The 23,159-nt window shown below is 65.1% G+C and carries 25 protein-coding genes and 1 tRNA gene; 13 read left to right on the top strand and 13 right to left on the bottom strand.

The features are described from left to right. Nucleotides 1-28: 28 nt before the first annotated feature. From B0E48_RS04150 to B0E48_RS04130, 5 genes are all read right to left on the bottom strand, one after another. Complete coding sequence (locus B0E48_RS04150; protein ID WP_174566714.1) at nucleotides 29-970, bottom strand: ribose-phosphate diphosphokinase; 942 nt, start codon at nucleotides 968-970, stop codon at nucleotides 29-31. A 52-nt stretch (nucleotides 971-1,022) separates the two neighbouring features. Then, a tRNA-Gln gene (locus B0E48_RS04145) sits at nucleotides 1,023-1,099 on the bottom strand. Between the two features lie 79 nt (nucleotides 1,100-1,178). Next, nucleotides 1,179-2,561, bottom strand: a complete 1,383-nt coding sequence (ispE, locus tag B0E48_RS04140) for a 4-(cytidine 5'-diphospho)-2-C-methyl-D-erythritol kinase (protein ID WP_077516204.1) — start codon at nucleotides 2,559-2,561, stop codon at nucleotides 1,179-1,181. A 9-nt stretch (nucleotides 2,562-2,570) separates the two neighbouring features. Beyond that, complete coding sequence (gene lolB / locus B0E48_RS04135; protein ID WP_077516202.1) at nucleotides 2,571-3,176, bottom strand: lipoprotein insertase outer membrane protein LolB; 606 nt, start codon at nucleotides 3,174-3,176, stop codon at nucleotides 2,571-2,573. After that, the gene (locus tag B0E48_RS04130) at nucleotides 3,173-4,909 is read right to left on the bottom strand and encodes a tetratricopeptide repeat protein (protein ID WP_254423839.1); all 1,737 of its coding nucleotides are present in this window, start codon (nucleotides 4,907-4,909) and stop codon (nucleotides 3,173-3,175) included. Before B0E48_RS04130 ends, lolB begins: the two co-directional genes overlap by 4 nt. Nucleotides 4,910-5,019: 110 nt before the next feature. Here B0E48_RS04130 and hemA point away from each other — a divergent pair, with 110 nt between their 5' ends. From hemA to ppk2, 4 genes are all read left to right on the top strand, one after another. After that, nucleotides 5,020-6,291, top strand: coding sequence for a glutamyl-tRNA reductase (gene hemA / locus B0E48_RS04125; protein WP_077516200.1), 1,272 nt, complete (start codon nucleotides 5,020-5,022; stop codon nucleotides 6,289-6,291). 66 nt (nucleotides 6,292-6,357) lie between these two features. Continuing rightward, nucleotides 6,358-7,437, top strand: coding sequence for a peptide chain release factor 1 (prfA, locus tag B0E48_RS04120; protein WP_077516199.1), 1,080 nt, complete (start codon nucleotides 6,358-6,360; stop codon nucleotides 7,435-7,437). Nucleotides 7,438-7,481: 44 nt separating this feature from the next. Continuing rightward, entirely contained in the window at nucleotides 7,482-9,587 is a 2,106-nt protein-coding gene (locus B0E48_RS04115) for a tetratricopeptide repeat protein (RefSeq protein WP_254423838.1), read from the top strand. A 17-nt stretch (nucleotides 9,588-9,604) separates the two neighbouring features. After that, nucleotides 9,605-10,378, top strand: coding sequence for a polyphosphate kinase 2 (gene ppk2 / locus B0E48_RS04110; protein WP_077516198.1), 774 nt, complete (start codon nucleotides 9,605-9,607; stop codon nucleotides 10,376-10,378). A 3-nt stretch (nucleotides 10,379-10,381) separates the two neighbouring features. Here ppk2 and yccX read toward each other — a convergent pair whose 3' ends face one another. Genes yccX through B0E48_RS04095 form a run of 3 tightly spaced genes read right to left on the bottom strand, consistent with a single transcriptional unit; the run spans nucleotide 10,382 to nucleotide 12,383 of the window. Continuing rightward, entirely contained in the window at nucleotides 10,382-10,648 is a 267-nt protein-coding gene (gene yccX / locus B0E48_RS04105) for an acylphosphatase (RefSeq protein WP_077516196.1), read from the bottom strand. Continuing rightward, entirely contained in the window at nucleotides 10,648-11,121 is a 474-nt protein-coding gene (locus B0E48_RS04100; protein WP_077516194.1) for a TlpA disulfide reductase family protein, read from the bottom strand. Before B0E48_RS04100 ends, yccX begins: the two co-directional genes overlap by 1 nt. Beyond that, the gene (locus B0E48_RS04095) at nucleotides 11,118-12,383 is read right to left on the bottom strand and encodes a YihY family inner membrane protein (RefSeq protein WP_077516192.1); all 1,266 of its coding nucleotides are present in this window, start codon (nucleotides 12,381-12,383) and stop codon (nucleotides 11,118-11,120) included. The genes B0E48_RS04100 and B0E48_RS04095 overlap by 4 nt, the downstream gene beginning before the upstream one ends. 100 nt (nucleotides 12,384-12,483) lie before the next feature. Here B0E48_RS04095 and wrbA point away from each other — a divergent pair, with 100 nt between their 5' ends. Together wrbA and B0E48_RS04085 are read left to right on the top strand one after the other, a co-directional pair. Further along, on the top strand, nucleotides 12,484-13,080 hold the full coding sequence (gene wrbA, locus B0E48_RS04090) for an NAD(P)H:quinone oxidoreductase (protein WP_077516190.1): 597 nt from the start codon (nucleotides 12,484-12,486) through the stop codon (nucleotides 13,078-13,080). Then, on the top strand, nucleotides 13,077-13,430 hold the full coding sequence (locus tag B0E48_RS04085; protein ID WP_077516188.1) for a DUF2069 domain-containing protein: 354 nt from the start codon (nucleotides 13,077-13,079) through the stop codon (nucleotides 13,428-13,430). Before wrbA ends, B0E48_RS04085 begins: the two co-directional genes overlap by 4 nt. Nucleotides 13,431-13,491: 61 nt before the next feature. Here the strand turns inward: B0E48_RS04085 and B0E48_RS04080 are convergent, their stop codons facing one another. Next, a complete protein-coding gene (locus tag B0E48_RS04080; protein WP_077516186.1) occupies nucleotides 13,492-14,277 on the bottom strand; it encodes a thioesterase family protein in 786 nt (261 codons plus the stop codon). A 100-nt stretch (nucleotides 14,278-14,377) separates the two neighbouring features. Between B0E48_RS04080 and B0E48_RS04075 the strand changes: the two genes are divergently transcribed. Then, entirely contained in the window at nucleotides 14,378-16,018 is a 1,641-nt protein-coding gene (locus B0E48_RS04075; RefSeq protein WP_077516962.1) for an acyl-CoA dehydrogenase family protein, read from the top strand. A 152-nt stretch (nucleotides 16,019-16,170) separates the two neighbouring features. After that, entirely contained in the window at nucleotides 16,171-16,662 is a 492-nt protein-coding gene (locus B0E48_RS04070) for an asparaginase domain-containing protein (RefSeq protein ID WP_077516184.1), read from the top strand. 49 nt (nucleotides 16,663-16,711) lie between these two features. Here B0E48_RS04070 and sufT read toward each other — a convergent pair whose 3' ends face one another. Further along, nucleotides 16,712-17,269: a putative Fe-S cluster assembly protein SufT gene (gene sufT / locus B0E48_RS04065; RefSeq protein WP_077516182.1), complete on the bottom strand. Its 558-nt coding sequence runs from the start codon at nucleotides 17,267-17,269 to the stop codon at nucleotides 16,712-16,714. Nucleotides 17,270-17,485: 216 nt separating this feature from the next. On the opposite strand from sufT, the gene B0E48_RS04060 reads away from it, so the two are divergent. Beyond that, nucleotides 17,486-17,941 carry a hypothetical protein gene (locus tag B0E48_RS04060; protein ID WP_077516180.1) on the top strand — a complete coding sequence of 152 codons (456 nt, stop codon included), beginning with the start codon at nucleotides 17,486-17,488 and terminating at the stop codon, nucleotides 17,939-17,941. An 8-nt stretch (nucleotides 17,942-17,949) separates the two neighbouring features. Here the strand turns inward: B0E48_RS04060 and B0E48_RS04055 are convergent, their stop codons facing one another. Beyond that, nucleotides 17,950-19,428: an NAD(P)(+) transhydrogenase (Re/Si-specific) subunit beta gene (locus tag B0E48_RS04055; protein WP_077516178.1), complete on the bottom strand. Its 1,479-nt coding sequence runs from the start codon at nucleotides 19,426-19,428 to the stop codon at nucleotides 17,950-17,952. Then, complete coding sequence (locus tag B0E48_RS04050) at nucleotides 19,428-19,733, bottom strand: NAD(P) transhydrogenase subunit alpha (RefSeq protein ID WP_077516176.1); 306 nt, start codon at nucleotides 19,731-19,733, stop codon at nucleotides 19,428-19,430. Before B0E48_RS04050 ends, B0E48_RS04055 begins: the two co-directional genes overlap by 1 nt. A 150-nt stretch (nucleotides 19,734-19,883) precedes the next feature. Here B0E48_RS04050 and B0E48_RS04045 point away from each other — a divergent pair, with 150 nt between their 5' ends. Genes B0E48_RS04045 through B0E48_RS04035 form a run of 3 tightly spaced genes read left to right on the top strand, consistent with a single transcriptional unit; the run spans nucleotide 19,884 to nucleotide 21,409 of the window. Next, entirely contained in the window at nucleotides 19,884-20,468 is a 585-nt protein-coding gene (locus B0E48_RS04045) for an RNA polymerase sigma factor (RefSeq protein WP_077516960.1), read from the top strand. After that, the gene (locus B0E48_RS04040; protein ID WP_077516174.1) at nucleotides 20,465-20,899 is read left to right on the top strand and encodes a hypothetical protein; all 435 of its coding nucleotides are present in this window, start codon (nucleotides 20,465-20,467) and stop codon (nucleotides 20,897-20,899) included. Before B0E48_RS04045 ends, B0E48_RS04040 begins: the two co-directional genes overlap by 4 nt. A 3-nt stretch (nucleotides 20,900-20,902) precedes the next feature. Further along, nucleotides 20,903-21,409 carry a DUF3106 domain-containing protein gene (locus tag B0E48_RS04035; RefSeq protein WP_077516172.1) on the top strand — a complete coding sequence of 169 codons (507 nt, stop codon included), beginning with the start codon at nucleotides 20,903-20,905 and terminating at the stop codon, nucleotides 21,407-21,409. 53 nt (nucleotides 21,410-21,462) lie between these two features. Here B0E48_RS04035 and B0E48_RS04030 read toward each other — a convergent pair whose 3' ends face one another. Further along, entirely contained in the window at nucleotides 21,463-22,566 is a 1,104-nt protein-coding gene (locus B0E48_RS04030; RefSeq protein ID WP_077516169.1) for an NAD(P) transhydrogenase subunit alpha, read from the bottom strand. Nucleotides 22,567-22,699: 133 nt separating this feature from the next. Here B0E48_RS04030 and cdd point away from each other — a divergent pair, with 133 nt between their 5' ends. Beyond that, the gene (cdd, locus tag B0E48_RS04025) at nucleotides 22,700-23,116 is read left to right on the top strand and encodes a cytidine deaminase (RefSeq protein ID WP_077516167.1); all 417 of its coding nucleotides are present in this window, start codon (nucleotides 22,700-22,702) and stop codon (nucleotides 23,114-23,116) included. The last annotated feature ends 43 nt before the right edge of the window (nucleotides 23,117-23,159 follow it).

Here is a 23,159-nt window from a genome sequence, read left to right as displayed (position 1 = left end):
AGAGGAACCGAGTAAAGGGACGAATCCCTCAGTCGACGTACAACGAACTCACCGATTCGCCGAAGGCGATCCGGCGAATGGTCTCCGCCAGCAGCTCGGCGACCGAAAGCTGGCGAATTTTCGCACAGGCCTTCGCTTCCGGGCGTAGCGGCAAGGTATTGGTGACCACCAGCTGGTCGAGCTGGGAGCCTTCGATATTGCTGATCGCCGCACCCGACAGCACTGGATGCACGCAGTACGCGACCACCTTGCGGGCACCACGATCCTTCAACGCCGCCGCCGCCGCACACAACGTACCGGCGGTGTCGACGATGTCATCGACCATCACGCAGGTCTTGCCATCCACGTCACCGATGATGTTCATCACGGTGGACACGTTCGCACGCGGCCGACGCTTGTCGATGATCGCCAGATCGGCGTCATCCAGCCGCTTGGCGATCGCACGAGCACGCACCACGCCGCCCACGTCCGGACTGACCACGATCAGGTCGTCCATGCTGTGATTGCGCCAGATGTCGGCCAGCAGCACCGGCGAGGCGTACACGTTGTCGACCGGGATATCGAAGAAACCCTGGATCTGGTCGGCATGCAGATCCACCGTCAGCACCCGGTCGATGCCCGCGGCGCCGATCATCCTGGCAGCCAGCTTGGCGGTGATCGGCACGCGCGCCGAACGCGGGCGACGATCCTGCCGGGCATAGCCGAAATACGGGATCACCGCGGTGACGCTGGCCACCGAAGCACGCTTGAGCGCGTCACCCAGGGCCAGCAGCTCGAACAGGTTGACCGCACTCGGTGCACCGGTCGGCTGCAGCACGAACACTTCCTGCCGGCGGACGTTTTCCTCGATCTCGATCTGCACTTCGCCGTCGCTGAACGTGCTGACCAGCGCCTTGCCGAGCGGAACACCCAGGCGATGGGCGACATCATCGGCGAGGGCGCGGTGGGCGTTACCGCTAAACAGCATCATCGGGGTGGACGTGTCCACAGTGGGTAACCTCGAAAGCAACGACCATCATGAGTGGCTGGGGCGGCAGGATTCGAACCTGCGTATGCGGGAATCAAAATCCCGTGCCTTAACCAGCTTGGCGACGCCCCAGTATTTTGTTCGCTCGTGCCTGTATCTGTATTCGTCGATCGCTGCCCTGCCGCCGACAGCCGTCGTCTTGTCCGTGTGCTCAGTTGATACCGCGATGACGCGCCAGTGCATCCTGCAAGGATGAAACCTCGACACCCGCGGCCATCCATGCCGTGAATGCGCTCGGGCATTGCGCGGCTATCGCCACGACCCGATCGAATGATTTCGCTTCCAGAAACACACAACCACCACTGCCGGAAAGCCGCGCCATCCCAAACCGGCCGAGCCAGTCCAGCGCCGCAGCTACCCGCGGATGGCGCGCGCGCGCCACTGGCGCGAAGGCGTTTTCCGTCGTTTCGCCGGAAGCAAAGGATGAAATTGTCGCCCGCGGGGCATTTCGTGTCAATTCAGCGGCTTGAAAAAGCGCAGCGGTAGGCACCGATTCGTGCGGATCGAGTACCACGTAGTGGCGCCGCGGCAGGCGCATCGGCGTGAGCTGCTCGCCGATGCCCTCGGCCCAGGCTGAACGGCCGCGCACAAATACCGGCACGTCGGCACCCAGTTGGCGCCCGAGTTCGGCCAGCAGGTCCTCGTCCAGATCCAGCTGCCACAGCAGGTTCAGCGCAACCAGTACGGTCGCGGCATCGGAACTGCCGCCGCCCAGCCCGCCACCCATCGGGATGCGCTTGTCCACCTCGATCTCGACACCGAGCGCGACGCCCGCATGCGCCTGCAGCAGCCGTGCCGCCCGCACCACCAGGTCGCTGGCTTCGGGCACACCAGGCACCTCGCGGACACGCCTGATTTCGCCGTCGTCGCGCACGCGAAGGCGGATCTCGTCGCCCCAGTCGAGCAGGCGGAACACGGTCTGCAGTTCGTGGTAACCATCCGGCCGCCGCCCGGTGATGCGCAGGAACAGGTTCAGCTTCGCCGGCGCCGGCCATACCGTCCATTCGCCGTGGGACAGCGGCAACAGCGGGCGGCTCATGAACACCCGCAGATCCTCGGGGAAGCCATTCTCCCGATCACGCTGGCGTGCAAAAGCAAACATCGGATCGTGCTTGTCGACCACCGAAAACCCGTGGTTTGCATAGAACGGCGCATTCCACGGCACATCGGCCAGGGTACCCAGATCGACGCGCCGGTATCCGGCCGCCCGCGCCCACGCGCAGGCATGTTCCAGCAGCGCCGCGCCGATGCCGCGCCGACCATATTCCGGCAGCACGTCGATTTCGGCGATGCCGATGCCGCCACTGCCTGCATCGGTATCCAGCCAGACGAAACCGACCGGCACGGCCGCCGCATCCAGCGCCACCCAGACCAGCCCACGACTGATCGCCCGCTGCAGCAACGCTGGCGGAATCGACATCGCTGCATAGGACGCCCACGCCGGATGGCCGCGGAACAGCTGCACGGCGGCACGCTCGATCGCGCACAAGGCGTCGACCTGCATCGGTACCGCACGTTCAATCGAAAACGTCATGCGCCGGGATCAGTCGAAATGCCACGATTCGATCGACAGCCGCACCTTGTACGGCGGTTTCCCGGCGAACACCACCTTCGGCAGCGGCGGCTGCCGCGTGGCATCCCACTCGCGATAATCGACTGCCCAGCCATCCTGCTGCAGCAACGACGGCAACCGGTCCGTACCGAAGCTCAACTCGGCCGGACCACTGTCGGCGCGCAGGCCTAGCACCCACGCGCGCAGGTCGCGCAGCGGCACCTCCCAGCCCAGCGCCTTGTGCATCAGCACTTCGGCATCCGGTCCATGCAACGGACCGCCGTTCAGTCCCTCGAGCAAGGCGCCGTCCGGACCACCGCTGAGACGGAAATTCATGCCCGAGATCGCGGGCCCGCGCAGCACGAACTCGTATTGCTCGCCGTTCTGCGTCCAGCTGAAACTGCCGCTGCCGCCGGTCTTGCCGTCGGAGACACCGAGCCGGCCCTCCAGGGTCCAGTGATCGGCATGCGCCAAAGCCTGCTCGCGCAGGACCTGGGCATTGAGCAGACCGGCATCACCCTTCATGCGCACCGCCGGCGCGCACGCGGTCAGCAGCAGCGGCAACGCGACTGCGAGAAGTCGGAAGCTTCGCCTCATGGCTGCAACCGCTTCAAGGTTGCCTGCAGGCTGCTGCTATGCGGATCGAGCTTGCGCACCTCGTCGAAGACCCGTTGCGCATCCTGCCGGCGGCCCTGCTTCCACAGCACCTCGCCCAGATGCACGCCGACATCGGCGTCCTTGTGCGCCAGCCATGCGCCGCGCAAGGTCTGCGCCGCCTGATCCAGGTGACCCTGTCGGTATTGCAGCCAGCCCCAGGAATCAGCGATCGCCGGATCGTTCGGTTTGGCCGTGCGTGCAACTTGCAGCAGCTTTTCCGCCTCGGGCAGGTCGCGGTCGGCATCGGCCAGGGTGTAGCCAAGCGCGTTGCTGGCATCGACATCGCCCGGCTTGATCTTCAGCAGGCGCTGGAAATCCTGCACCGCCTGATCGATCTGGCCAGCCTCGGCATAGGTCAGGCCGCGGCTGTAGAGCAGCCCGGGATCGTCCGGCAACACCTGCAACGCACGACTGAACGCCTGCTCGGCCTGCATGTATTTCTGCTCGCGCAGATACAGCTCGGCATCGACCTGATAAGCCTGGCGCAGCGGCTCGGGCTGATCGAGATAATCCATCTGCAGCTGATCCAGCAACTGATGCGCGTCGGCCACCTTGCCCTGCGTGTGCAGGATCAGCGCGCTGCGCAGATCCGCATCGAACGCATGCGGATCGTCGTCGCCGACCTGACCGTACCAGGCCAGCGCCTCCGCATCCCGATGCTGCATCTCGGCCAGCTGACCAAGCAGATACAAGCTCTGCTGACGCACATCCTGCGGTGCTTTCTGCAGTTGCTGATACAGCACCGCCAGTGTCTTGTTGTCGTTGTTGCGCGCGGCCAGTGCAGCGCGCAATGAATAGACCTCGGCATTCTGCGGGCCATGTTCGAGCACCCTGGTGGCACCAGCGTAATCACCACCCTGGCTGAGCATGCCCGCATAGGCCACGCGCAGCTGGGCATTCTGCGGCGCCTTGGCGAGTGCCTTCTGCAACAGCGCGGCGGCGCCGGCGTGATCACCGTCCCTGAACTTCATCTGCGCCGCCCAGGCGTAGGTTTCGGCGCTCTTGAAGCGCTGCACCGCCGCGTCGGCGATCTGCATGGCGTAGGCGTGCCGACCGAACTTGTCGCCGAGTTCGCTCATCGCCAGCCACGCCTGCGCATCGGACGGCAGTCGCTGCGGTGTCGCCAGCGCCTCCAGCAACCGGGCCGCCTGGGCCTGATCGCGGGCACCTACCAGCACGCGGCCGAACTGGCGCCAGGCATCCTTGTCGGTACTACCGATCAGCAGCTCCAGCTGGCGGCGTGCCTCGTCGGCATCGCCGCGATCCAGGGACAGTTCGGCGCGCGCCTCGGCCATCGCCACCGGCGTGGCACCCAGCGCCTGCCAACGATCGAGTGCTTGCTGGGCGGCGGCAGCGTCATGCACCGCGATCGCCAGCTTGGCCGCACGTTCGGCCACCTGCGGATCGTTGCTCAGCACCATCGCCTTGGCGTAATAACCGGATGCTGCCGTCAGGTCGGTGTGGCCCAGCGCCAGCTCACCCGCCAGCAGTTGTGCCAGCACGTCGTGATCGGCATCCGGCGTGACCACCACCACGCGCGCCAGCGGCTGCGCCGAGGCGGTCGGCGGTGTCTTTCGCGAGGGTGCATTGGCACACGCGACCAGACCCAGCGCCAGCGCCGCCAGTGCCGTAAAATGCCGCAGTTGCTTGAACTTGGACGCCCTGCTCCGCACACTACTCTCCAATCTGTTCGCCTGTTTCGGCGCTACCGGCGATCACGCCGGACGCTTTATCAAGCTTAGCCTACGCCGCCGACACCTGCCGCCGGGATGCTCCTCACACCATGCCGCTGATCGCCCTCGGGCTCAATCACCTCACCGCGCCGGTCAGCCTGCGCGAACAGGTGGCGTTCGATGCGGACGCCGCAGGCGCGGCCCTGCACGAACTGACCCGTGAACCTGGCGTGGAGGAGGCGATGATCCTCTCCACCTGCAACCGCACCGAGCTTTACGTCGGGGTGAGCGCCGGTGCCGAGGACATCCCGCTGGCATGGCTCCGCCGTCATCATCGTCTGACCCCCGGCAAGCTGGACGAGTTCCTGTACCGCCACGACGAGCAGGACGCCGTACGCCACATGTTCCGCGTCGCCACCGGGCTGGACTCGATGGTGCTGGGCGAGCCGCAGATCCTCGGCCAGGTGAAGGATGCCTACCAGCAGGCGCGCGCGGCACAGGCCCTGAAGGCACCGCTGGATCGGCTGCTGCAGCACACGTTCGCGGTAGCCAAGCGCGTGCGTACCGATACCCGTATCGGTGCGCACACGGTGTCGGTTGCCTATACCGCGGTACGACTGGCCGAACAGGTGTTTGCCGATCTCAAGCAGGCCTGCGTGCTGCTGATCGGTGCCGGCGACACGATCGAATTGGCCGCGCGGCACCTCGCCGAGAAGCAGGCGCGCCGGCTGATCGTCGCCAACCGCACGCTGGAGTCCGCGCAGGAACTGGCCGGCCGCTACGGCGGCTACGCGATCGCGCTGGCCGACTTGCCGCAGCATCTGGCCGAAGTCGACATCGTGATTTCCTCCACCGCCTCGCGGCAGCCGATCGTGACCCGGGCCATGGTCGAACAGGCGATGACGACGCGCCGGCGCAAGCCAATGTTCATGGTCGACATCGCGGTACCGCGCGACATCGAGGCCAGCGTCGGCGAACTGCCCGACGTCTATCTGTACGGCATCGACGACCTGCGCCAGGTGATCGACGACAATCGCCGCTCGCGTGTCGCCGCCGCCCATGAGGCCGAGGCGATCATCGACCTGCAGGTCGGCCATTACATGGCTTGGCGCCGCGCGCTGACCCTGCGCAATCCCGCGCTGGACATGCGCCAGCACGCCGAGACCTACCGCGACGAAGTGCTGGACAAGGCCCGCGCCATGCTGGCCCGCGGCAAGTCGGCCGACGAGGCGCTGGCGTTCCTCGCCAACACGCTGACCAACAAGCTGCTGCACCATCCCAGCGCGCGTCTGCGCGAGGCGGCGCTGAGCGGCGACCTGGATCTGCTGCAGGCGGCGGAGCGGCTGTATGGACTGGACCAGGAAGTGAGTGAAGAGGAGTGAGAAGTTAGAGAAAGCACCACCCCGCCTTCACTCTTTTCTCACTCCTCTCCACTCACTCCTCATCTCATGACCCCATCGATCCGCCGCAAGCTCGAAGCACTGGCCGAGCGCCACGAGGAAATCGGCCTGCTGCTGTCGCAGCCGGACGTGCTCGCCGACAACAACCGCTTCCGTGCACTCTCGCAGGAATACGCCCAGCTCGAACCGGTCGCCGTGTCGTTGCGCGAGCACGCTCAGGCCGAGCGTGAACTCACCGAGACGCGCGCGATGCTGGACGATCCCGAACTGCGCGAGATGGCTGCCGACGATGTGCGCCGACTGGAGCAGCGCCTGCTCGATCTCGATGGCGGACTGCAGTTGCTGTTGCTGCCGAAGGATCCGCGCGACGAGGCCAACCTGTATCTCGAAGTGCGCGCCGGCACCGGTGGCGACGAGGCGGCGATCTTCGCCGGCGATCTGTTCCGTATGTACCTGCGCTACGCCGAAAGCCGGCGCTGGCACGTCGAAGTACTCAGCGAGCACGCCGGCGAACACGGCGGCTACAAGGAAATCGTCGCCCGCGTCGAGGGCAAGGGCGCGTACTCGCAGCTGAAGTTCGAATCCGGCACCCACCGCGTGCAACGCGTGCCGGAAACCGAATCGCAGGGGCGCATCCACACCTCGGCGGCGACCGTGGCGATCCTGCCCGAACTCGATGAGATCGACGAGATCGAGATCAACCCGGCCGACCTGAAAACCGACACCTTTCGCGCCTCCGGTGCGGGCGGCCAGCACGTCAACAAGACCGACTCGGCGATCCGCATCACCCACCTGCCCACCGGCACGGTGGTGGAATGCCAGGAAGAACGCAGCCAGCACAAGAACCGCGCCCGTGCGATGAGCCTGCTGAAGGCACGCCTGCTCGACGAGGCACAGAGCAAGCAGAACGCCGTGCAGGCCGAGGCACGTCGATTGCAGGTGGGCTCCGGCGATCGCAGCCAGCGCATCCGTACCTACAACTACCCGCAGGGCCGGATCACCGACCACCGCATCAACCTCACCCTGTATCGCCTGCCCGAAGTCATGCAGGGCGATCTGCGCGAACTGGTCGACACGCTGACCCGCGAGCATCAGGCCGACGAGCTGAGATCGCTGACGGCTGGTTGAAGCCCGCGCTTGGCGACGGTGCAGCCATACGCTAGCGTGGGCGGATGAATGCCACTTCTTACCCCGAACTCAACATCCTTCTGGATCGCCTGACCAGACTGATCGAAACCAATTCCAACGCCGAGGCGGCGCAGGTCGCCGAAGATGCGTTGCCGCTTTTTCCCGACTCGGCCGAGCTGCTACGGGTATACGCCATCACGCTGCGCCAGTTAGGCCGTCGCGAAGATGCCCTTCGAATGCTGCACCAGGCCGAGCAACTCAGTCCCGACAACCTGCAAGTGCAGTGCAACCTGGCCAGCCTGGAAGTTGCCGATGGCCAAGCTGACGAGGCGATCGAACGCATGCGCGCTGCGTTGCGCAGTTCGCCTGGCAACCCGATGATCCTGCTGATCCTGGGCAACGCGTTGATGGCCGCCGCACGCTACGCGCAAGCGCGCGAATCTTATTCCTTGGGAACCCATGGCGCGCCCAACCATCCTGGCCTGCGTCTCAACCTCGCTGCAGCCGAACTCGAAATCGGCCACCCGGAACAATGCGCCATCCATGCCAACGAGGCGCTGCAGATTGCACCCAGGATGGCTGGTGCGCATGCCATGCTGGGGCATTCCCATCGCTTGCGCGGCCAGCATGCAGAAGCAGCACAAGCTTTCCAGCGCGCCGAACAATTGGAGCCCACCGAGGGTGAGCATCCCTACCATGCCGCACTCATGCTGGATGATCTGGGCCGGCTGGACGAAGCCCAGAGAGCTTATTCGCGTGCGCTGCAGCTGAATGGCAACAATGGCGCCGCACTCAGCCAGCGCATTTTCACGTTGCGCCGGCTGTGCGACTGGAGTGAACTCGACCTGCTGAGCGCACGCCTGCGAACGGCCGTGGCCGGCGGAATGAGCGGGATCACTCCGTTCGGGTTTCTGGCCGAGGATGCCTCAGCCGAAGAGCAGCGTCACTGTGCCGAAACCTTTGCCGCCACCATCGAAATGCAGATGGCGCCATTGCGCCGACAGCTGGCCTTCAATCATCCGATGCCTGCCGCCGATACTCCGATCCGGGTCGGCTTCGTGTCCAATGGCTTTGGCGAACATGCGACCGGCCTGCTCATTGTGGCGATGCTCGAGGCGCTCAAATCCGGCGGCATCGAGAGTCACCTCTACGCGACTGCCCCAAGTGACGGAGGTATCATCCGCCAGCGTCTGGAAGCGGCCGGCACCGTGCATGAGATTGCCAACCTCACCCTCGCCGCGCAGGCGCAGCACATCCATGCCGACAACATCGAGATATTGATCGATCTGAGTGTCTATTGCGAAGGCTCCAATGCCAAGTTGTTTGCCCTGCGCCCGGCACCATTGCAGGTCAACTGGCTGGGCTACCCGGGCACTTCCGGCGCACCCTGGATGGACTACATGCTGGCCGATGCGGTCGTACAGCCTGATCATCTACGAGCCACAACCAGTGAAAAACTGGTACGACTGCCACGCTGTTTCCAACCCAGCGACACCAGCCGATCAATCTCGGCAGCGCCCTCGCGTGAAGACTGCGGCCTGCCTGCGCAAGGCACCGTATTCGCCTGCTTCAATGCCAGTTACAAGATCAATCCGCAGACATTCAATCGTTTCATGAGCATCCTGGCGCAAACCCGGGACAGCGTACTGTGGCTACTGAGCGGCCCCGAGGACGCCAACCAGCGCCTGCTCGACCAGGCACTCTTGGCTGGGATCGCTGCAGAGCGGCTGATCTTCATGCCCAAGTTGCCGCATGCCGAGTACCTGTCTCGCTATCAGCATGCCGACCTGTTCCTAGACACATTGCCCTACAACGCCCACACCACTGCTTCCGACGCATTGTGGGCCGGTTGCCCGGTGCTGACCTGCATCGGCGAAACCTTTGCTGGCCGGGTGGCTGCCAGTCTGCTGCTGCACGCGGGCCTGCCCGAACTGGTGACTGAGGACGAAGCCGCCTTCGTCGCCTTGGCGGCAAGTCTGGGCAGCAATCGCGAAGCCTTGCAGCTGTTGCGGCATCATCTGGAGCAGCAACGGATCAGTGGCAGCCTGTTCGACATGGCTGGCTACAGCTCCGATTTCCGCCGCGCGGTGCAGGCGATGTCAGCCCGACGACGGATCGGCCGCCCGGCCGCCGATGTCGACATTCAATAAACCATAAAGGTGCCGCAATGGGTGAGCACGCCAGGCATTACCGCAAGAAACTGGAGAAACTGCAGCACGATCTGATTCGACTGCAACATGGGCTGCACACGAGTGGCAAGCGCCTCCTGGTGATCCTCGAAGGTCGTGACGCAGCCGGCAAGGGCGGCGTGATCAAGCGCATCACCGAGAGCATGGATAACCGCGGCTACCGCATCGTCGCGCTGCCCAAGCCGAACGAGCGTGAATCGACGCAATGGTATTTCCAGCGTTATGTCGAGCATCTGCCCAGCGCGGGTGAATTGGTGCTATTCGACCGCAGTTGGTACAACCGCGCCGTGGTGGAACCGGCCATGGGCTTCTGCAGCAAGGCCGAATACACGGCCTTTCTCAAAGCCGCCCCAACCTTCGAAAAGCTGTTGACCGACGACGGCATCATCCTGCTCAAGTACTGGCTGGCGGTGGATCAGGCCGAGCAGGAGCCACGTCTTGCTGAACGTGCAACCGATCCACTCAAGCGCTGGAAACTCTCACCGGTCGATCTGGCCGCACGCCAGAAATATGCCGAGATGGGCAAGCTGCGCGACACCATGATCGAGCGCACGCACACGGCCAGCGCACCTTGGTTCGTGGTCGACTTCAACGACCAGAAACGTGGCCGCATCAACCTGATCCGGCATCTGTTGCAGCAAGTGCCATGGCATGACGCGCCGATCGCCGAGGTGAAACTGCCGCCGCTCAAGGGCAAGCCGAAACGCGAGCACGTTACCGGCAACGCATCGTGGGTCCCCGATACGTTCTGACACTCAGCCGGTATGGAAGCCGCGCAACTCCTGCTCGGGCAGATCTTCGCGACTGACCGCATCGACCTTCGCCGCCGGTGGCCCCAAGTGCAGCCATCGCATCAGTGCATCGAGCGCTTCCGGCGAGCCAGTGGCCAGCACTTCGACCCCGCCATCCGGCAGGTTTTTCACGTAGCCGGTCAGCCCCAGACGCAATGCCTGCTCGCGGGTACTGGCGCGATAGAACACGCCCTGCACCCTGCCGCTGACGATGAACTTCGCCGTCGGCATCACTTGCCGCCGATGATCGCCGTCAACGAGGTGGCCGTGACCGGACCGATGAACTGTTTTGCCACTTTGCCGTCCGGACCGATCAGCCAGGTTGTCGGCAGGCCGCGCGGCTCGTCGAAATCCTTCGCTGGCTTGTCCAGCGTGACCTGCGCGATCGGATAGACCACCGGATGCTTGGCGATGAAGGCCCTGATGTCGGCCGGATCGCTGTCGTCGTACGCCAGCCCGATCGCTGTAACGTTCTTGTGCGTGGCGACAAAATGCGAGATGTCCGGCATCTCCTTGATGCACGGCACGCACCAGGTTGCCCAGTAATTGACGATCACCCACTTGCCGCGCTGCGCGGCGAGATCGAACGTCTTGCCGTCCAGTGTGGTGACCTTGAGCGTGGGCTGCACTGGCATTGCCGCATGCGCAGGCGCGGCGAGCACCAGCGCGAAAGCCAGCGCAACGAACGGTTTGATGAGAGTCATGCAGTTTCCTTGGATTCGATGGTCGCCGATGCCGGAAACGCCAGGTGCAATGACGTACCCAATTGAGTATCCAGCGTCGCGGCCACCTTGGTGAGCAAATCTATCAGTTCGTCCGGCAGGTCGAGGTCCAGCTTTGCCACTTCCTCGGCGGGCTTCAGCGGCAGACGATAACCGGTATGGGCATAGATCCGCAGCAGGTCGGTACTGTCGAGACTGCGGCAGAGCAGCCAGCCAGCGGTCTCGCCTTGCCGGATCAGCTCGGCACGCCGCAGGTCATCGAAATAGGCAGCGATCAAGCCACTGCGCAGATACGGTTCACGTGCCCGCACGACAGCCGGATCCACGCAGACACCCGCGCGCTGCGCCTCGACGAAATGCCGCAGCACCACCATCAGGCCGAGGAATTCCGACCCTTCCGGCAGAACCTTGTCCGGTGCCTGGTACTCGTATGAGGAGATCGACGCAGCAATCGACGCACATAGGATCACGATGATCCACGCCAGGTAGATCCAAAGCAGGAAGATCGGCAGCGCCGCCAGCGCACCATAGATCTGCTGGTAGGTATGCGCGCTGTGCACGAACCAGCGAAAACCCCAGCGCGCAATCTCGAACAGCACTGCGCCGAGCAGCGCGCCAATCGTGGCGTCACGCTTCGACACACGCTGGTTCGGCACCACCACATACAGCAGCCACAACGTGACGAAGGTGACCACGAACGGCAGCACGCGCAACAGACGCCCACCCATTCCGAGCTGCACCGCCGTGCCTTGCAGCAATGGCAGCGCGGTGATGTAGGAACTCACCGCGAGGCCACCGACCACCAGGATCGGCCCCAGCGTCAGCGCTGCCCAGTACAGCAGCAAGCGCGAAACCCAACCGCGCGGGCGCTGCACGCGCCAGATGCGGTTCATCCGGTCTTCGATGCTGACCATCATCGAGATCGCGCTGAACAGCATCACCAGGATGCTGATCCCAGTGAGTCCGCTGGCCTTGCTGGCAAAGGCATTCAGCGCCTCCTGCACATGCCGGCCGGCTGCAGGCACGAAGTTGTGAAACACGAAGTCGAGCAAGGTATCGCGCGCACTCTCGAATACCGGAAACACCGAGAACATCGCCAGCGCCGCCACCATCAACGGCACCAGCGACACCAGCGTGGTGTACGACAGCGCTCCGGCCGTCTCGAAGCACTTGTCGTCGACGAAGCGCTGCCAGAGGAAGCGGCTGAAGCTCGACGTACGGTCGCGGTTGTAACGCAAGGCCATGGACATCCTTTCGTGGATTGCCATCCCGCGCTGGGCGTGACGGCAACATCGGCGGCATCACTCGTTACACTAGCGCATCGCCACTGAATGCCCCAAATGCATGGACATCCTCGTTCTGTACTACAGCCGCAGCGGCCATACCGCCCAGATGGCGCGACTGATTGCCCGCGGCATCGAGGAAGTACCCGGCATGCGCGCGCGCCTGCGCCAGGTGCCACCGGTGGCGCCGGTGACCGAAGTGGCACAGCCGCCCGAGCCCGACGACGGCGCGCCGTACGTGCAGAAACAGGATCTCCTCGACTGCGTCGGACTGGCGATGGGCAGCCCCACCCGTTTCGGCAACATGGCGGCACCGCTGAAATATTTTCTCGACTCGACTGGCGCCGAATGGGCCAGCGGTGCACTGGTCGGCAAGCCAGCCGTCCTGTTCACCTCGACCAGCACGATGCACGGCGGCCAGGAATCCACCCTGCTGACGATGGCGCTGCCGCTGCTGCATCACGGCATGCTGCTGCTCGGCGTGCCCTATACCGAGCCGGCACTCACCGCCACGCAGAGCGGCGGCACCCCGTACGGCGCCAGCCACGTCGCCGGAGCCAAGGGCGACAACCCGATCAGCGACCACGAACGCGAACTGGCCCGCGCGTTGGGCCGCCGACTCGCCGACACCGCACGCAAACTGGCAGCCGGCGCATGAGCACGCGCGTCACCCTGCCGACAGAGCAGCGGGTGGGCTTGCTCGCCTGGACCTCACTAGTCGTGCTGCAGCTGCTCTGGCACGGCTGGCTGTTCCCACCGCAAACCATCCCCTTGTGGCTGGTACTGGCGATCACCGTCATTCCGCTGCTGCTGCCCTTGCTGGCGATCCGCGATCCACGCCGCGCCCTGCTCTGGGTCGGCATTCTCAGCCTGTTCTATTTCTGCCACGGCATCGCCGAAGGCTGGAGTTCGTCCAGCGAACGCTGGCTGGCACTGGCCGAGATCGTGCTGACCTTGCTGCTGATCGGTACGCTGGGTGCCGGCGTGAAGCGCAAGCGGCGCAATTAGCTTGCTACTGAAGTGTCAAAGGAAGTCATAGCAAACACCTGCGCACGATCACCCACTGCCCTCAACCAAACACCACCATGCTCTGCCGGCTCAGCGCCACCGGCTCGCCGTGCGGTCCCCACAGCATCACGCTCTGGTTGGTATAGCCGTCGCGGGCGGCGATCAGTTGGGCATCGACACGCCAGTCGTCCATGCCCAAATCGTCGTAGCGGTCGCGCAGCAGTTCGATCATCCAGGTGAGCGAGCTGCCGGGTGTCGGCGTGGCGAACATCGACAGTGCGATCGGCGGGATGAAGTCGGCGAAGGCGAGCACGTGGGTTTCGTCGGGGTTGCCGTCGTCGCGCAAGGAAAGCTGCAGCACGCTGTCGCGCTGGCTACCGCCGCCGAATGGCAGCTCGCCGCGCAACCAGCGTGCGCGGAAGTGCTGGGTGAAGGCAGGCATCTGACCTTCGATGTAGCGCAGTTCCTTCGATGTCGCGGCCGCTATGGGTGACTGCTCGGGCTGAAAATTCAGCACCGAGGGACGTGCGCTGCCGAACACACCCACCAGACGACACAACGTTTGATCGCCACCGCACAAGCTCGCCTCGACCTGGATCACGCTACGACCTTCGCGCAGGCGTTGCGCATGGATGGTCACGCCGCCGACTGGCACCGGCGCCACGAAGGTCACCTGCAGGGTGCGCAACGGCATGTCCGCCGGCACCAGTTCGCGCATCGCGCGCAAGGCGAGTGCCGCCTGCAGTCCGCCGAACGCGCTGCGCCCCTGCAGCCAGTCCTCGCTTACCGTGGCCTGCCAGTGATCGCCCTGACGCGCTACCGTCTGCATCGCTTCGGAGAATCGCATCGTTCGCCCTGCATCAATCGAGTGGCCTTCGATAATGCCAGCGCGGCGAGCCGAATGCGCATGCCTATACTCGACACCTTGACTCTGGATGGAGATCGCCATGGCCTTCCTGCAGGATCCACCTCAACTGCCGCACCCGTATCGCAGCGACCGCTCACTGCTGGCGCTGGTCGACCGCGTACTGCCGACCGACCGGCGCGCGGCGATCGACGCCGACCTCGACGCGCTGGGCGATTACGCGCAGATGGCGTGGCAGCGCGTGAGCTCAACGACGCGGCGCAAGCCGGTGCTGACGCAGTGGGATGCCTGGGGACAGCGCGTCGACCGGATCGAGTTGACCACCGCGTGGCAGGAAGGCCCGCAGCTCACTACGCGGCATGCAATGCTCGCCACGGGTCACGGCGACAGCGAGCATGCGCGGCTGGAAGAGTTCGCCCGCGTCTACCTGTATCACTTGGCCAGCGAGTTCTATACCTGCCCGCTGGCGATGACCGACGGCGCCGCCACCGCGATCAAGGCGTCCGGCAATCGCGAGCTGATCGAACGCGCGCTGCCGCATTTCCTCAGCCGCGACGCTTCGACCTTCTGGCTCAGCGGCCAATGGATGACCGAGAACGCCGGCGGGTCCGATGTGGGCAACACCGAAACCACGGCGCGGCAGGACGTCAGCGGCCAGTGGCGACTGTATGGGCGCAAGTGGTTCAGCTCGGCGGTGGTCGGCGAGGCTGCACTGGCGCTGGCGCGGCCGGAAGGCGCGGGCACCGGCACTGCGGCGCTGGCACTGTTCTATGTCGAGACGATGGACGGCGAACGGCGCAAGCCGGAACTGTTGATCGACCGCCTGAAGGACAAGCTCGGCACGCACGAACTGCCCACGGCGGAAATCCACCTCGACGGCCTGCCCGCGTGGCCGCTGGGCGAGCTCGCCCACGGCGTGCGCCAGGTGGCGCCGATGCTCAACGTCACCCGCACCTGGAACGCGATCTGCGCGATCGCCAGCATGGCGCGCGCGATCAGTCTGGCGCGCGATTACGCCACGCGTCGGCAGGCGTTTGGCCGTCCGTTGATCGAGCAGCCGCTGCATGCGCAGACACTGGCCGACATGCAGGCCGAGTTCGAAGGGGCGTTCGCGCTCGCATTCGAGGTCGCGCATCTGCTTGGCCGTGTGGAGCATGGCGCCGCCGCACCGCATGAAGCCGCCCTGCTGCGCCTGCTCACCCCGCTGGCCAAGCTATGGACCGGCAAGCTGGCGGTGAAGCTGTGCTCGGAAGCGCTGGAATGCTTCGGCGGCGCCGGCTACATCGAGGACACCGGCCTGCCGCAGCTGCTGCGCGACGCGCAGGTGTATGCAATCTGGGAGGGCACCACCAATGTGTTGTCGCTGGACAGCCTGCGCGCGCTGGCCGGCGACACGCTTGCCGCATTGCGTACAGCCAGTACTGCATGGCTGGAAAACAACGACAACATGCATGCGGCCAGTGCGATCCGGCAAACGCTGGACGCTGCTGCGCGCTGGCTCGATCAGCACGCGGCCACGCGCGATGCGCTGGAAGCCGGCGCACGTGGCGTTGCCATCACCTTGGCGCGCAGTGCAGCGGCGGCCTTGCTGGCGCGGCAAGCCATCTGGTCAAACCGGCAAGGCGATCCACGTCCGGCCGCAGCACTGCAGCGCTTCGTCGGCCACGGTCTCGATCGGCTGGTCACGCCGGATGCCGACAACACCGCATTGTTGCTGGGCTAACGCCTTTTCGGTGGGAGCGGCTTCAGCCGCGATGCTCTTTGGGCAGTTGGAAAAGCATCCCGGCTGAAGCCGCTCCCACAAACAAAAACTGCAGCGACCCGCTCCCTCCCGGCACGGGCTAAAATGACCCATCCCCCTCTTCGGCCACCCGCATGCAACATCTGACCATCGTCACCACCGGCGGCACCATCGACAAGATCTATTTCGACGACAAGTCGGATTACAAGATCGGTGCGCCGCAGATCGGCGAGATCCTCGGCCAGCTCGGCGTGGCATTCCAGTTCGAGGTGATTCCGATCCTGCGCAAGGACAGCCTGCACATGGACGACGTCGATCGCGCGCTGGTGCGCTCAACAATCGAAGCACAGCCGCATCGCCACGTGCTGGTGACGCACGGCACCGACTCGATGGTCGACACCGCGCGTGAACTGACCGGCATCAAGGGCAAGGTGATCGTGCTGACCGGCGCGCTGAACCCGGCGCGTTTCCAGGGTTCCGATGCGGTGTTCAACATCGGTTGCGCGGTGGCCGCGGTGCAGACCCTGCCAGACGGCGTCTACATCACTATGAATGGGCGCGTGTGGGATCCGTCCAAGGTGCGCAAGAACCGCGATGCCAACCGCTTCGAGGAAGCCGCCGGCTGAACGTTCGCGCAAGATTGTCCCCTCTCCCCAGCGGGGAGAGGGAGAACACTCACAGCATGCCGGTCTCGAGTTTGGCCGCGTCGGACATCATCGAATGGCTCCACGGTGGATCGAACACCAGATCCACCTCGGCCTCGCTGACCGTGGGAATCATCTCCAGCTTGGTGCGCGCATCGTCGACCAGGATGTCGCCCATGCCACAGCCCGGCGCGGTCAGGGTCAGCTTCACGTAGACCTTGCGCTCGCCCGACTCGGTCTGCTCCAGGCTCAGGTCGTAGACCAGCCCCAGCTCGACCACATTGACCGGGATCTCCGGATCGAACACGGTGCGTAGCTGGTCCCATGCCAGCTTCTCGACATCCGCATCGGTGGCGTCGGCCGCCACCTCGATCGGTGCGGGCGGCTCCTTGCCCAGCGCATCGGCATCCTTGCCGGCGATGCGGAAAAGGTTGCCCTCCACATACACGGTGAAGCTGCCGCCCAGCGCCTGGGTGATGTAGCCGATCTGGCCCGCCGGCAGGCTCACTACGTCACCTTGCGGCACCATCACCGCCGCGCAATCGCGCGCCAGGGTGAAAGGTTCGCTGCTCAGACTGAAACCACTCATGCCACTCGCCAATCCCGTATCTGCGGGCACGACCGTGCGTCGAACCCAAGCTGTCTATTATGCCGCCCGCCGCGCGGCCCTGCTTGTTCCAGATCAGGTCGAAACCATGGAACTCAAGGATTCGGGCTGCATGCCGCCAGCCTGATGCACGTTATGATGGCTACTTTGCCCGATGGACAAACCCATGTTCCCAGCTGTCCCGCCGTATGGTCGCCGATGAGCGCGCGCACTGTGCTGTTGTTCGTGTTCGCCCTGTTCATCGCCGCCATGCTGGGACTGGCGGCCGGTGCGACGTGGATGGTCGTGACGCTGTACCTGGGCCATCCATTGCCATGGCTGGTGCTGCTGTTCGGCACCTTGCTGGCCTGGACGATACGCAATGGCGTGCGTGCACCGGGTCGGGCCGCCGCGCTGCTGGCGGCCGTCGCCACCGCGCTGGCAGCGGTCTACGTCAACGTGCTGATCGCCGCCGTGCAGATTGCCGGCAATATGGGCATGGGCCTGATCGATGCGTTGCGCACGGCCGGTATCGGCATGCTGTGGCAGCTGGCGCGACTGGCGCTATCCCCGGCCGACCTCGTCTGGGCGGTGCTGGGCATCGTGTTGGCTGCATGGCTGGCCTGGCGCGCACCGCGCAAACGCGCACCCGTCATCGCAGCTGATCGCGGCTGACCAATGACTCAGGCGTCGATCGCCTTCAGCTCGGTCACCAGTTCACCCATCGCAGCCTGACCGTCGCCGTACAACATGCGCGTGTTGTCAGCGTAGAACAGCGCATTCTCGATGCCGGCAAAGCCGGTGCCCTTGCCGCGCTTGATCACGATCACGTGCTTGGCCGCACTCACGTCGAGAATCGGCATACCGTAGATCGGCGACGCCGGATCGGTCTTGGCCAGCGGATTGACCACGTCGTTGGCACCGATCACCAGCGCCACGTCGGTGGCCGGGAACTCCGGATTGATGTCGTCCATGTCGGCGATCAGGTCGTACGGCACGCCGGCCTCGGCCAGCAGCACGTTCATGTGGCCGGGCATGCGGCCGGCCACCGGGTGGATCGCGAACTTCACCTTGACCCCGCGCTTGATCAGCAGCTGGGCGAACTCCCACACCTTGTGCTGCGCCTGCGCCACCGCCAGGCCGTAGCCAGGCACGATCACCACGCGCTCGGCATAGGCCATCATCACCGCCGCGTCGGCCGCATCGACCGGCTTCTGCGCGCCTTCGATTTCCTGCGCCTCGCCGCCAGCGGCGCCGAAACTGCCGAACAGCACGTTGCCGATCGAGCGGTTCATCGCCTTGGCCATCAACTGGGTCAGCAGCGTGCCGGCGGCACCGACCACCATGCCGGCGATGATCATCGCCTCGTTGCCCAGCACGAAACCCTCGAACGCCACCGCCAGTCCGGTGAACGCGTTGTACAGCGAGATCACCACCGGCATGTCGGCGCCGCCGATCGGCAGCGTCATCATCAGGCCGAACAGCAGGGCCAGCACGAAGAACGCCACGATCAACGGCAGGCTGGCATGACCGCTGACCAGCGCGATGCCGATCAGCACCGCCGCAGCCAGCAACAGCATATTGACCACACGCTGACCGGCAAACACGAAACGCTTGTCCAGCCAGCCCTGCAACTTGGCGAACGCGATCAGCGAACCGGAGAAACTCACCGCACCAATCAGTGCGCCGAGCACGCCAAGCGCCAGTTCAACTGGCGACAGTAAACTCACGGCCGCCAGCGTCGATACCGCATTGCTCGCCCAGCTTTCCGGTCGCAGCGGCGAGGTGTCGGGAACGCCGGCCGGATGCAGCAACACGTAACTGTGCACGTAGCCGATCAGTTCGACCGCGCCGATCGCCGCCGCCGCACCGCCGCCCATGCCGTTGTAGAGCGCCACCATCTGCGGCATGTCGGTCATCGCTACCCGCTTGCCACTCCACCAAGCCGCACCGACGCCGATCACCACGGCGGCGATGATCAGGCCGAGGTTATGCATATCGGGCAGGAAGAACGTGGCCAGCACCGCCAGCAGCATGCCGTAGCCCGCCCACACGATGCCGCCCCGCGCGGTGCGCGGCGAACTCATGCGTTTCAGACCCAGGATGAACAGCAGCGCGGCGAGGAAATAACAGGCCTTGATCACGGTCTGCAGCCAGCTCATCAGTGAGCTCCCTTGCCGGCGTCCGGCTTGCTCGGCTTGAACATCTCCAGCATCCGCTCGGTCACCACGTAGCCGCCAGCGGCGTTGCCGGCGCCCAGCAGGACGCCGATGAAGCCGATCGCGGTCTCGAACGGCGTTTGCCCATGGCCTAGCGCAATCATCGCCCCAACCAGCACAATGCCGTGCACGAAGTTGGATCCCGACATGAGCGGCGTGTGCAGGATCACCGGCACCCGCGCGATGATTTCATAGCCGGTAAATGCGGCCAGCATGAAGATATACAGCGCCAGGAAACCGTCGATCATGACCCCATCCCCTATGAGAGCCGCCCGCCAGGACGTTGTGGCTGCATCATACGGATGTGAGTCAACCCATGCGAGTCTGCCGCGTTGAACACGGGAATCGAACCGATGGAGCCCGAGGATGCGTCACCTGACGATGCGGATGCGGCGGCCATGAGCAGCGTAGCCGGCACGCTCGGTGCGCAGCTGTTTGAGGATGCGCGCGAAACCCCCGCCACGCTGGACGCGTTTCTGGCCCAAGTGGAACGTCGTGCGTTCCGCATGGCCGAATTGCAGCTGCGCCAGCGCGAAGACGCCATGGACGCGGTGCAGGACGCCATGCTGCGGTTGGTCAAGCATTACCGCGAGCGGCCTGCCACGGAATGGGCCCCGCTGTTCTGGGGCATCCTGCGCCGACGCATCGTCGATCTGCAGCGCCGTCGCAAGGTGCGCTCGATCGTGGTGGGCTGGCTCGGTGGCGGCCGCGATGACGATGGTGACGAGCTGCCCACATGGGAGCCTGCCGACCAGGGCCCCGGCCCGCTCGACCGGCTGCACGACGCGCAGTCGTATGCCGACATGGCCGCCGCGGTGAGGCAACTGCCGCAGCGCCAGCGCGAGGCGTTCATGCTGCGCATGCTGGAAGGGCTGGATGTGGCGGAGACCGCGCAAGCCATGGGCTGCTCCGAAGGCAGCGTAAAGACTCATCTGTCGCGCGCGATGCATCATCTGCGCGATCAACTGGAGGACTGGCGATGACCTCGTCCCATAAAAACAGAACGGAAAACCGGCCTGACAACCGGCATCAAAAACCACTCGAACAGCGTGCCCGCGAGCTTTATCACGAGGCCGCCCAGCGTATCGACCCGGTCACTGCCGGTCGTCTGCGTGCCGCGCGACGGCAGGCGCTCGCCACCTCGCAGGCGCCACAACACCACACCGCCCGCTGGCTGATTCCGACCGGCGCGTTCGCGGCAGTCGCCTTGGCCGCACTGATGGTGTGGCAGCCGTTGCCACGCCACACTGCACCCTCGAGCACCCAGGTGGCCAACCCGACCGACGCGAGCGCCGATCTCGACAACGAGCTGCCACCCGACGCCGACAAGACCGATCCGAACCTCTACCAGAACCTCGACTTCTACGGCTGGCTGGCTGCAAACAACAGCCAGCCGCCATCCACCAACCGCTGAGCCATGATCCGACACCTTCGTTCCATTCTGCCGCTGCTGTTTGCCGCCTTGCTCGGCAGCGTCATCGCCGCGCCCCTGCATGCGCAGAACGGGCCGCCACCACCGGCGCGCCCATGGAACAGCCTTGATCCGGCCCAGCGCGAAATACTGGCGCCACTACATGAACAGTGGAATACGCTGCCGCCGCGCCGGCAGGCGCGCATGCTGCAATGGGCCGAACACTGGGTCACCCTGCCACCGGCAAAGCAGGAGGAAATCCGCGAACGCATCGGCCGCTGGCAGCAGATGACACCGGAGCAACGCCAACAGGCGCGTGTGAACCAGACCAAGTTTCGCCAGTTGCCACCGGAACAGCGTGAAAAACTGCACGCCGCCTTCGAGCGCTTTCAGCAGTTGCCACCGAAACAGCGCGAACAGCTGATGCGCCAATGGCAGGCACTCCCTCCCAAGCAGCGCCTGCAGTGGTTGAAGCGTTCCGGCCACAACGGCCCACAGCCTAGCGAGCGCTGACTTGCGTCACGAAAATCACCCCGCCTTGCGCGGGGTGATTCTTTATCAGACGCTCAACCGCCGCTGAAGCGGGTCTCGCCAGCGTGACTCACGCAACTCTTGGCGACCAGCTCGTCGTTGAAGTCCGGCTGCAACACGCCGTCATGCACCAGCAGCTCGATGAAGTTGAACACGTTGCGCGCATACATCTCCGATGCATGCAGCGGCGCACCGGCCGGCAGGTTCAGCGGCCCCAGGATCACCACGCCGCCATGTTCGACCCGTTCGCCCGGCCGGGTCAGCTCGCAGTTGCCGCCACCCTCGGCGGCCAGATCGACAATCAGTGCACCCGGCTTCATGCCATCGACCATCGCTGCGGTGAGGATCTTCGGCGCCGGCCGGCCCGGCACGGCCGCCGTGGTGACGATCACGTCGATCGATTTCAGATGTTCGGCCAGCGCCTGCTGCTGGGCGGCGCGTTCCTCCGCCGACAGTTCACGCGCATAACCGCCGCTGCCGGCCGCACTGACGCCGAGCTCGAGAAACTTCGCGCCCAGCGACTCCACCTGCTCGCGGGTTTCCGGGCGCACGTCATAGCCTTCGATCTGCGCACCGAGCCGGCGCGCGGTGGCGATCGCCTGCAACCCGGCCACGCCGGCACCGATCACCAGCACCTTGGACGGGCGGATCGTACCGGCCGCGGTGGTCAGCATCGGGAAGAACTTCGGCGAAGCCTCGGCAGCGATCAGCATGGCGCGATAGCCAGCTACCGCCGCCTGCGAACTCAGCACATCCATCGCCTGTGCACGGGTGGTGCGCGGCAACAGCTCCAGCGAGAACGCGGTCAATTTGCGTGCAGTGAGCGCGGCGACGCGCTCGGCCGCGCCATACGGGCGCAGCTGGCCGACCACCACGCTGCCTTCGCGCAAGCCGGCATACGCCGCGTCGTCCAGCGGCAACACGCAGGCCAGCAGATCAGCCTGTGCGAGCACGCCGGTGGCATCGGCAAATTCGGCCTCGGCATAGCTGCTGTCCGGAAAACCGGCAGCGCGGCCCGCGTCGTGTTCCAAGAGGACACGCAGGCCCTTGCCGCGCAGCTTCTTCGCCATCTCGGGTGTGATGGCCACGCGGCGCTCCCCGGCGGCAGTCTCACGCAAAGCGGCTACGGTGATCGGCATGGTGCAACCCCCTTTGAATGGTTCGGACATCTTAGCGTTACATGCAGGCTTTGATCCGGACAAGCCGGAAAGAGTAAGCTGGCCCGCCGGCATACGCGGCTCGCACCGCCCGGGGTCATCGCCGGAGATCCCGATGCCCGTAGCACCCAACACGTTCGATGATTTGCTGGCGCTGGCACGCCATGCGCGCGAACAAGCTTACGCACCGTATTCGCACTTCCAGGTTGGTGCCGCGTTGCAGACCCGTGACGGCCGTCAGTTCAGCGGTTGCAACGTGGAGAACGCCGCCTACGGCTTGTGCAATTGCGCCGAACGCACCGCCCTGTTCAGTGCGATCGCCGCCGGCTGCCAACCCGGCGACTTCGCCGCACTGGCAGTGATCGCCGATACTGCCGGTCCGGTCAGTCCCTGCGGTTCTTGCCGCCAGGTGATGTCCGAACTGTGCGACGACGCCATGCCCGTGCTGCTGAGCAACCTGCGCGGCGACGTCCAGCAAACCAGCGTGGCCGAACTGCTGCCCGGCTCGTTCAAGCTGCCGCGACGCGCCTGACGGTTCGCGCGTTGCTGGCCTGCCAGTTAGCATGGGCATCCCC

It is taken from the genome of Rhodanobacter sp. C03 (assembly GCF_002001175.1).
In the GTDB taxonomy this organism is placed as follows: Bacteria; Pseudomonadota; Gammaproteobacteria; order Xanthomonadales; family Rhodanobacteraceae; genus Rhodanobacter.
Note: the sequence above shows the minus strand (reverse complement) of the source record. Positions and strands in the feature narration are given on the sequence as shown.

Excerpts from the sequence above, each read along its gene's own strand:
- prfA (WP_077516199.1), top strand. The coding sequence starts at position 6,358 with ATGACCCCATCGATCCGCCGCAAGCTCGAAGCACTGGCCGAGCGCCAC.
- B0E48_RS04095 (WP_077516192.1), bottom strand. The coding sequence starts at position 12,383 with ATGGCCTTGCGTTACAACCGCGACCGTACGTCGAGCTTCAGCCGCTTC.
- B0E48_RS04080 (WP_077516186.1), bottom strand. The coding sequence starts at position 14,277 with ATGCGATTCTCCGAAGCGATGCAGACGGTAGCGCGTCAGGGCGATCAC.
- B0E48_RS04045 (WP_077516960.1), top strand. The coding sequence starts at position 19,884 with ATGAGCAGCGTAGCCGGCACGCTCGGTGCGCAGCTGTTTGAGGATGCG.
- cdd (WP_077516167.1), top strand. The coding sequence starts at position 22,700 with ATGCCCGTAGCACCCAACACGTTCGATGATTTGCTGGCGCTGGCACGC.
- B0E48_RS04085 (WP_077516188.1), top strand. The coding sequence starts at position 13,077 with ATGAGCACGCGCGTCACCCTGCCGACAGAGCAGCGGGTGGGCTTGCTC.
- B0E48_RS04070 (WP_077516184.1), top strand. The coding sequence starts at position 16,171 with ATGCAACATCTGACCATCGTCACCACCGGCGGCACCATCGACAAGATC.
- B0E48_RS04040 (WP_077516174.1), top strand. The coding sequence starts at position 20,465 with ATGACCTCGTCCCATAAAAACAGAACGGAAAACCGGCCTGACAACCGG.
- B0E48_RS04055 (WP_077516178.1), bottom strand. The coding sequence starts at position 19,428 with ATGAGCTGGCTGCAGACCGTGATCAAGGCCTGTTATTTCCTCGCCGCG.
- lolB (WP_077516202.1), bottom strand. The coding sequence starts at position 3,176 with ATGAGGCGAAGCTTCCGACTTCTCGCAGTCGCGTTGCCGCTGCTGCTG.
- B0E48_RS04075 (WP_077516962.1), top strand. The coding sequence starts at position 14,378 with ATGGCCTTCCTGCAGGATCCACCTCAACTGCCGCACCCGTATCGCAGC.
- B0E48_RS04030 (WP_077516169.1), bottom strand. The coding sequence starts at position 22,566 with ATGCCGATCACCGTAGCCGCTTTGCGTGAGACTGCCGCCGGGGAGCGC.
- ispE (WP_077516204.1), bottom strand. The coding sequence starts at position 2,561 with ATGACGTTTTCGATTGAACGTGCGGTACCGATGCAGGTCGACGCCTTG.
- sufT (WP_077516182.1), bottom strand. The coding sequence starts at position 17,269 with ATGAGTGGTTTCAGTCTGAGCAGCGAACCTTTCACCCTGGCGCGCGAT.
- yccX (WP_077516196.1), bottom strand. The coding sequence starts at position 10,648 with ATGCCGACGGCGAAGTTCATCGTCAGCGGCAGGGTGCAGGGCGTGTTC.
- B0E48_RS04050 (WP_077516176.1), bottom strand. The coding sequence starts at position 19,733 with ATGATCGACGGTTTCCTGGCGCTGTATATCTTCATGCTGGCCGCATTT.
- B0E48_RS04060 (WP_077516180.1), top strand. The coding sequence starts at position 17,486 with ATGAGCGCGCGCACTGTGCTGTTGTTCGTGTTCGCCCTGTTCATCGCC.
- hemA (WP_077516200.1), top strand. The coding sequence starts at position 5,020 with ATGCCGCTGATCGCCCTCGGGCTCAATCACCTCACCGCGCCGGTCAGC.
- B0E48_RS04115 (WP_254423838.1), top strand. The coding sequence starts at position 7,482 with ATGAATGCCACTTCTTACCCCGAACTCAACATCCTTCTGGATCGCCTG.
- B0E48_RS04035 (WP_077516172.1), top strand. The coding sequence starts at position 20,903 with ATGATCCGACACCTTCGTTCCATTCTGCCGCTGCTGTTTGCCGCCTTG.
- wrbA (WP_077516190.1), top strand. The coding sequence starts at position 12,484 with ATGGACATCCTCGTTCTGTACTACAGCCGCAGCGGCCATACCGCCCAG.
- B0E48_RS04150 (WP_174566714.1), bottom strand. The coding sequence starts at position 970 with ATGATGCTGTTTAGCGGTAACGCCCACCGCGCCCTCGCCGATGATGTC.
- B0E48_RS04100 (WP_077516194.1), bottom strand. The coding sequence starts at position 11,121 with ATGACTCTCATCAAACCGTTCGTTGCGCTGGCTTTCGCGCTGGTGCTC.
- ppk2 (WP_077516198.1), top strand. The coding sequence starts at position 9,605 with ATGGGTGAGCACGCCAGGCATTACCGCAAGAAACTGGAGAAACTGCAG.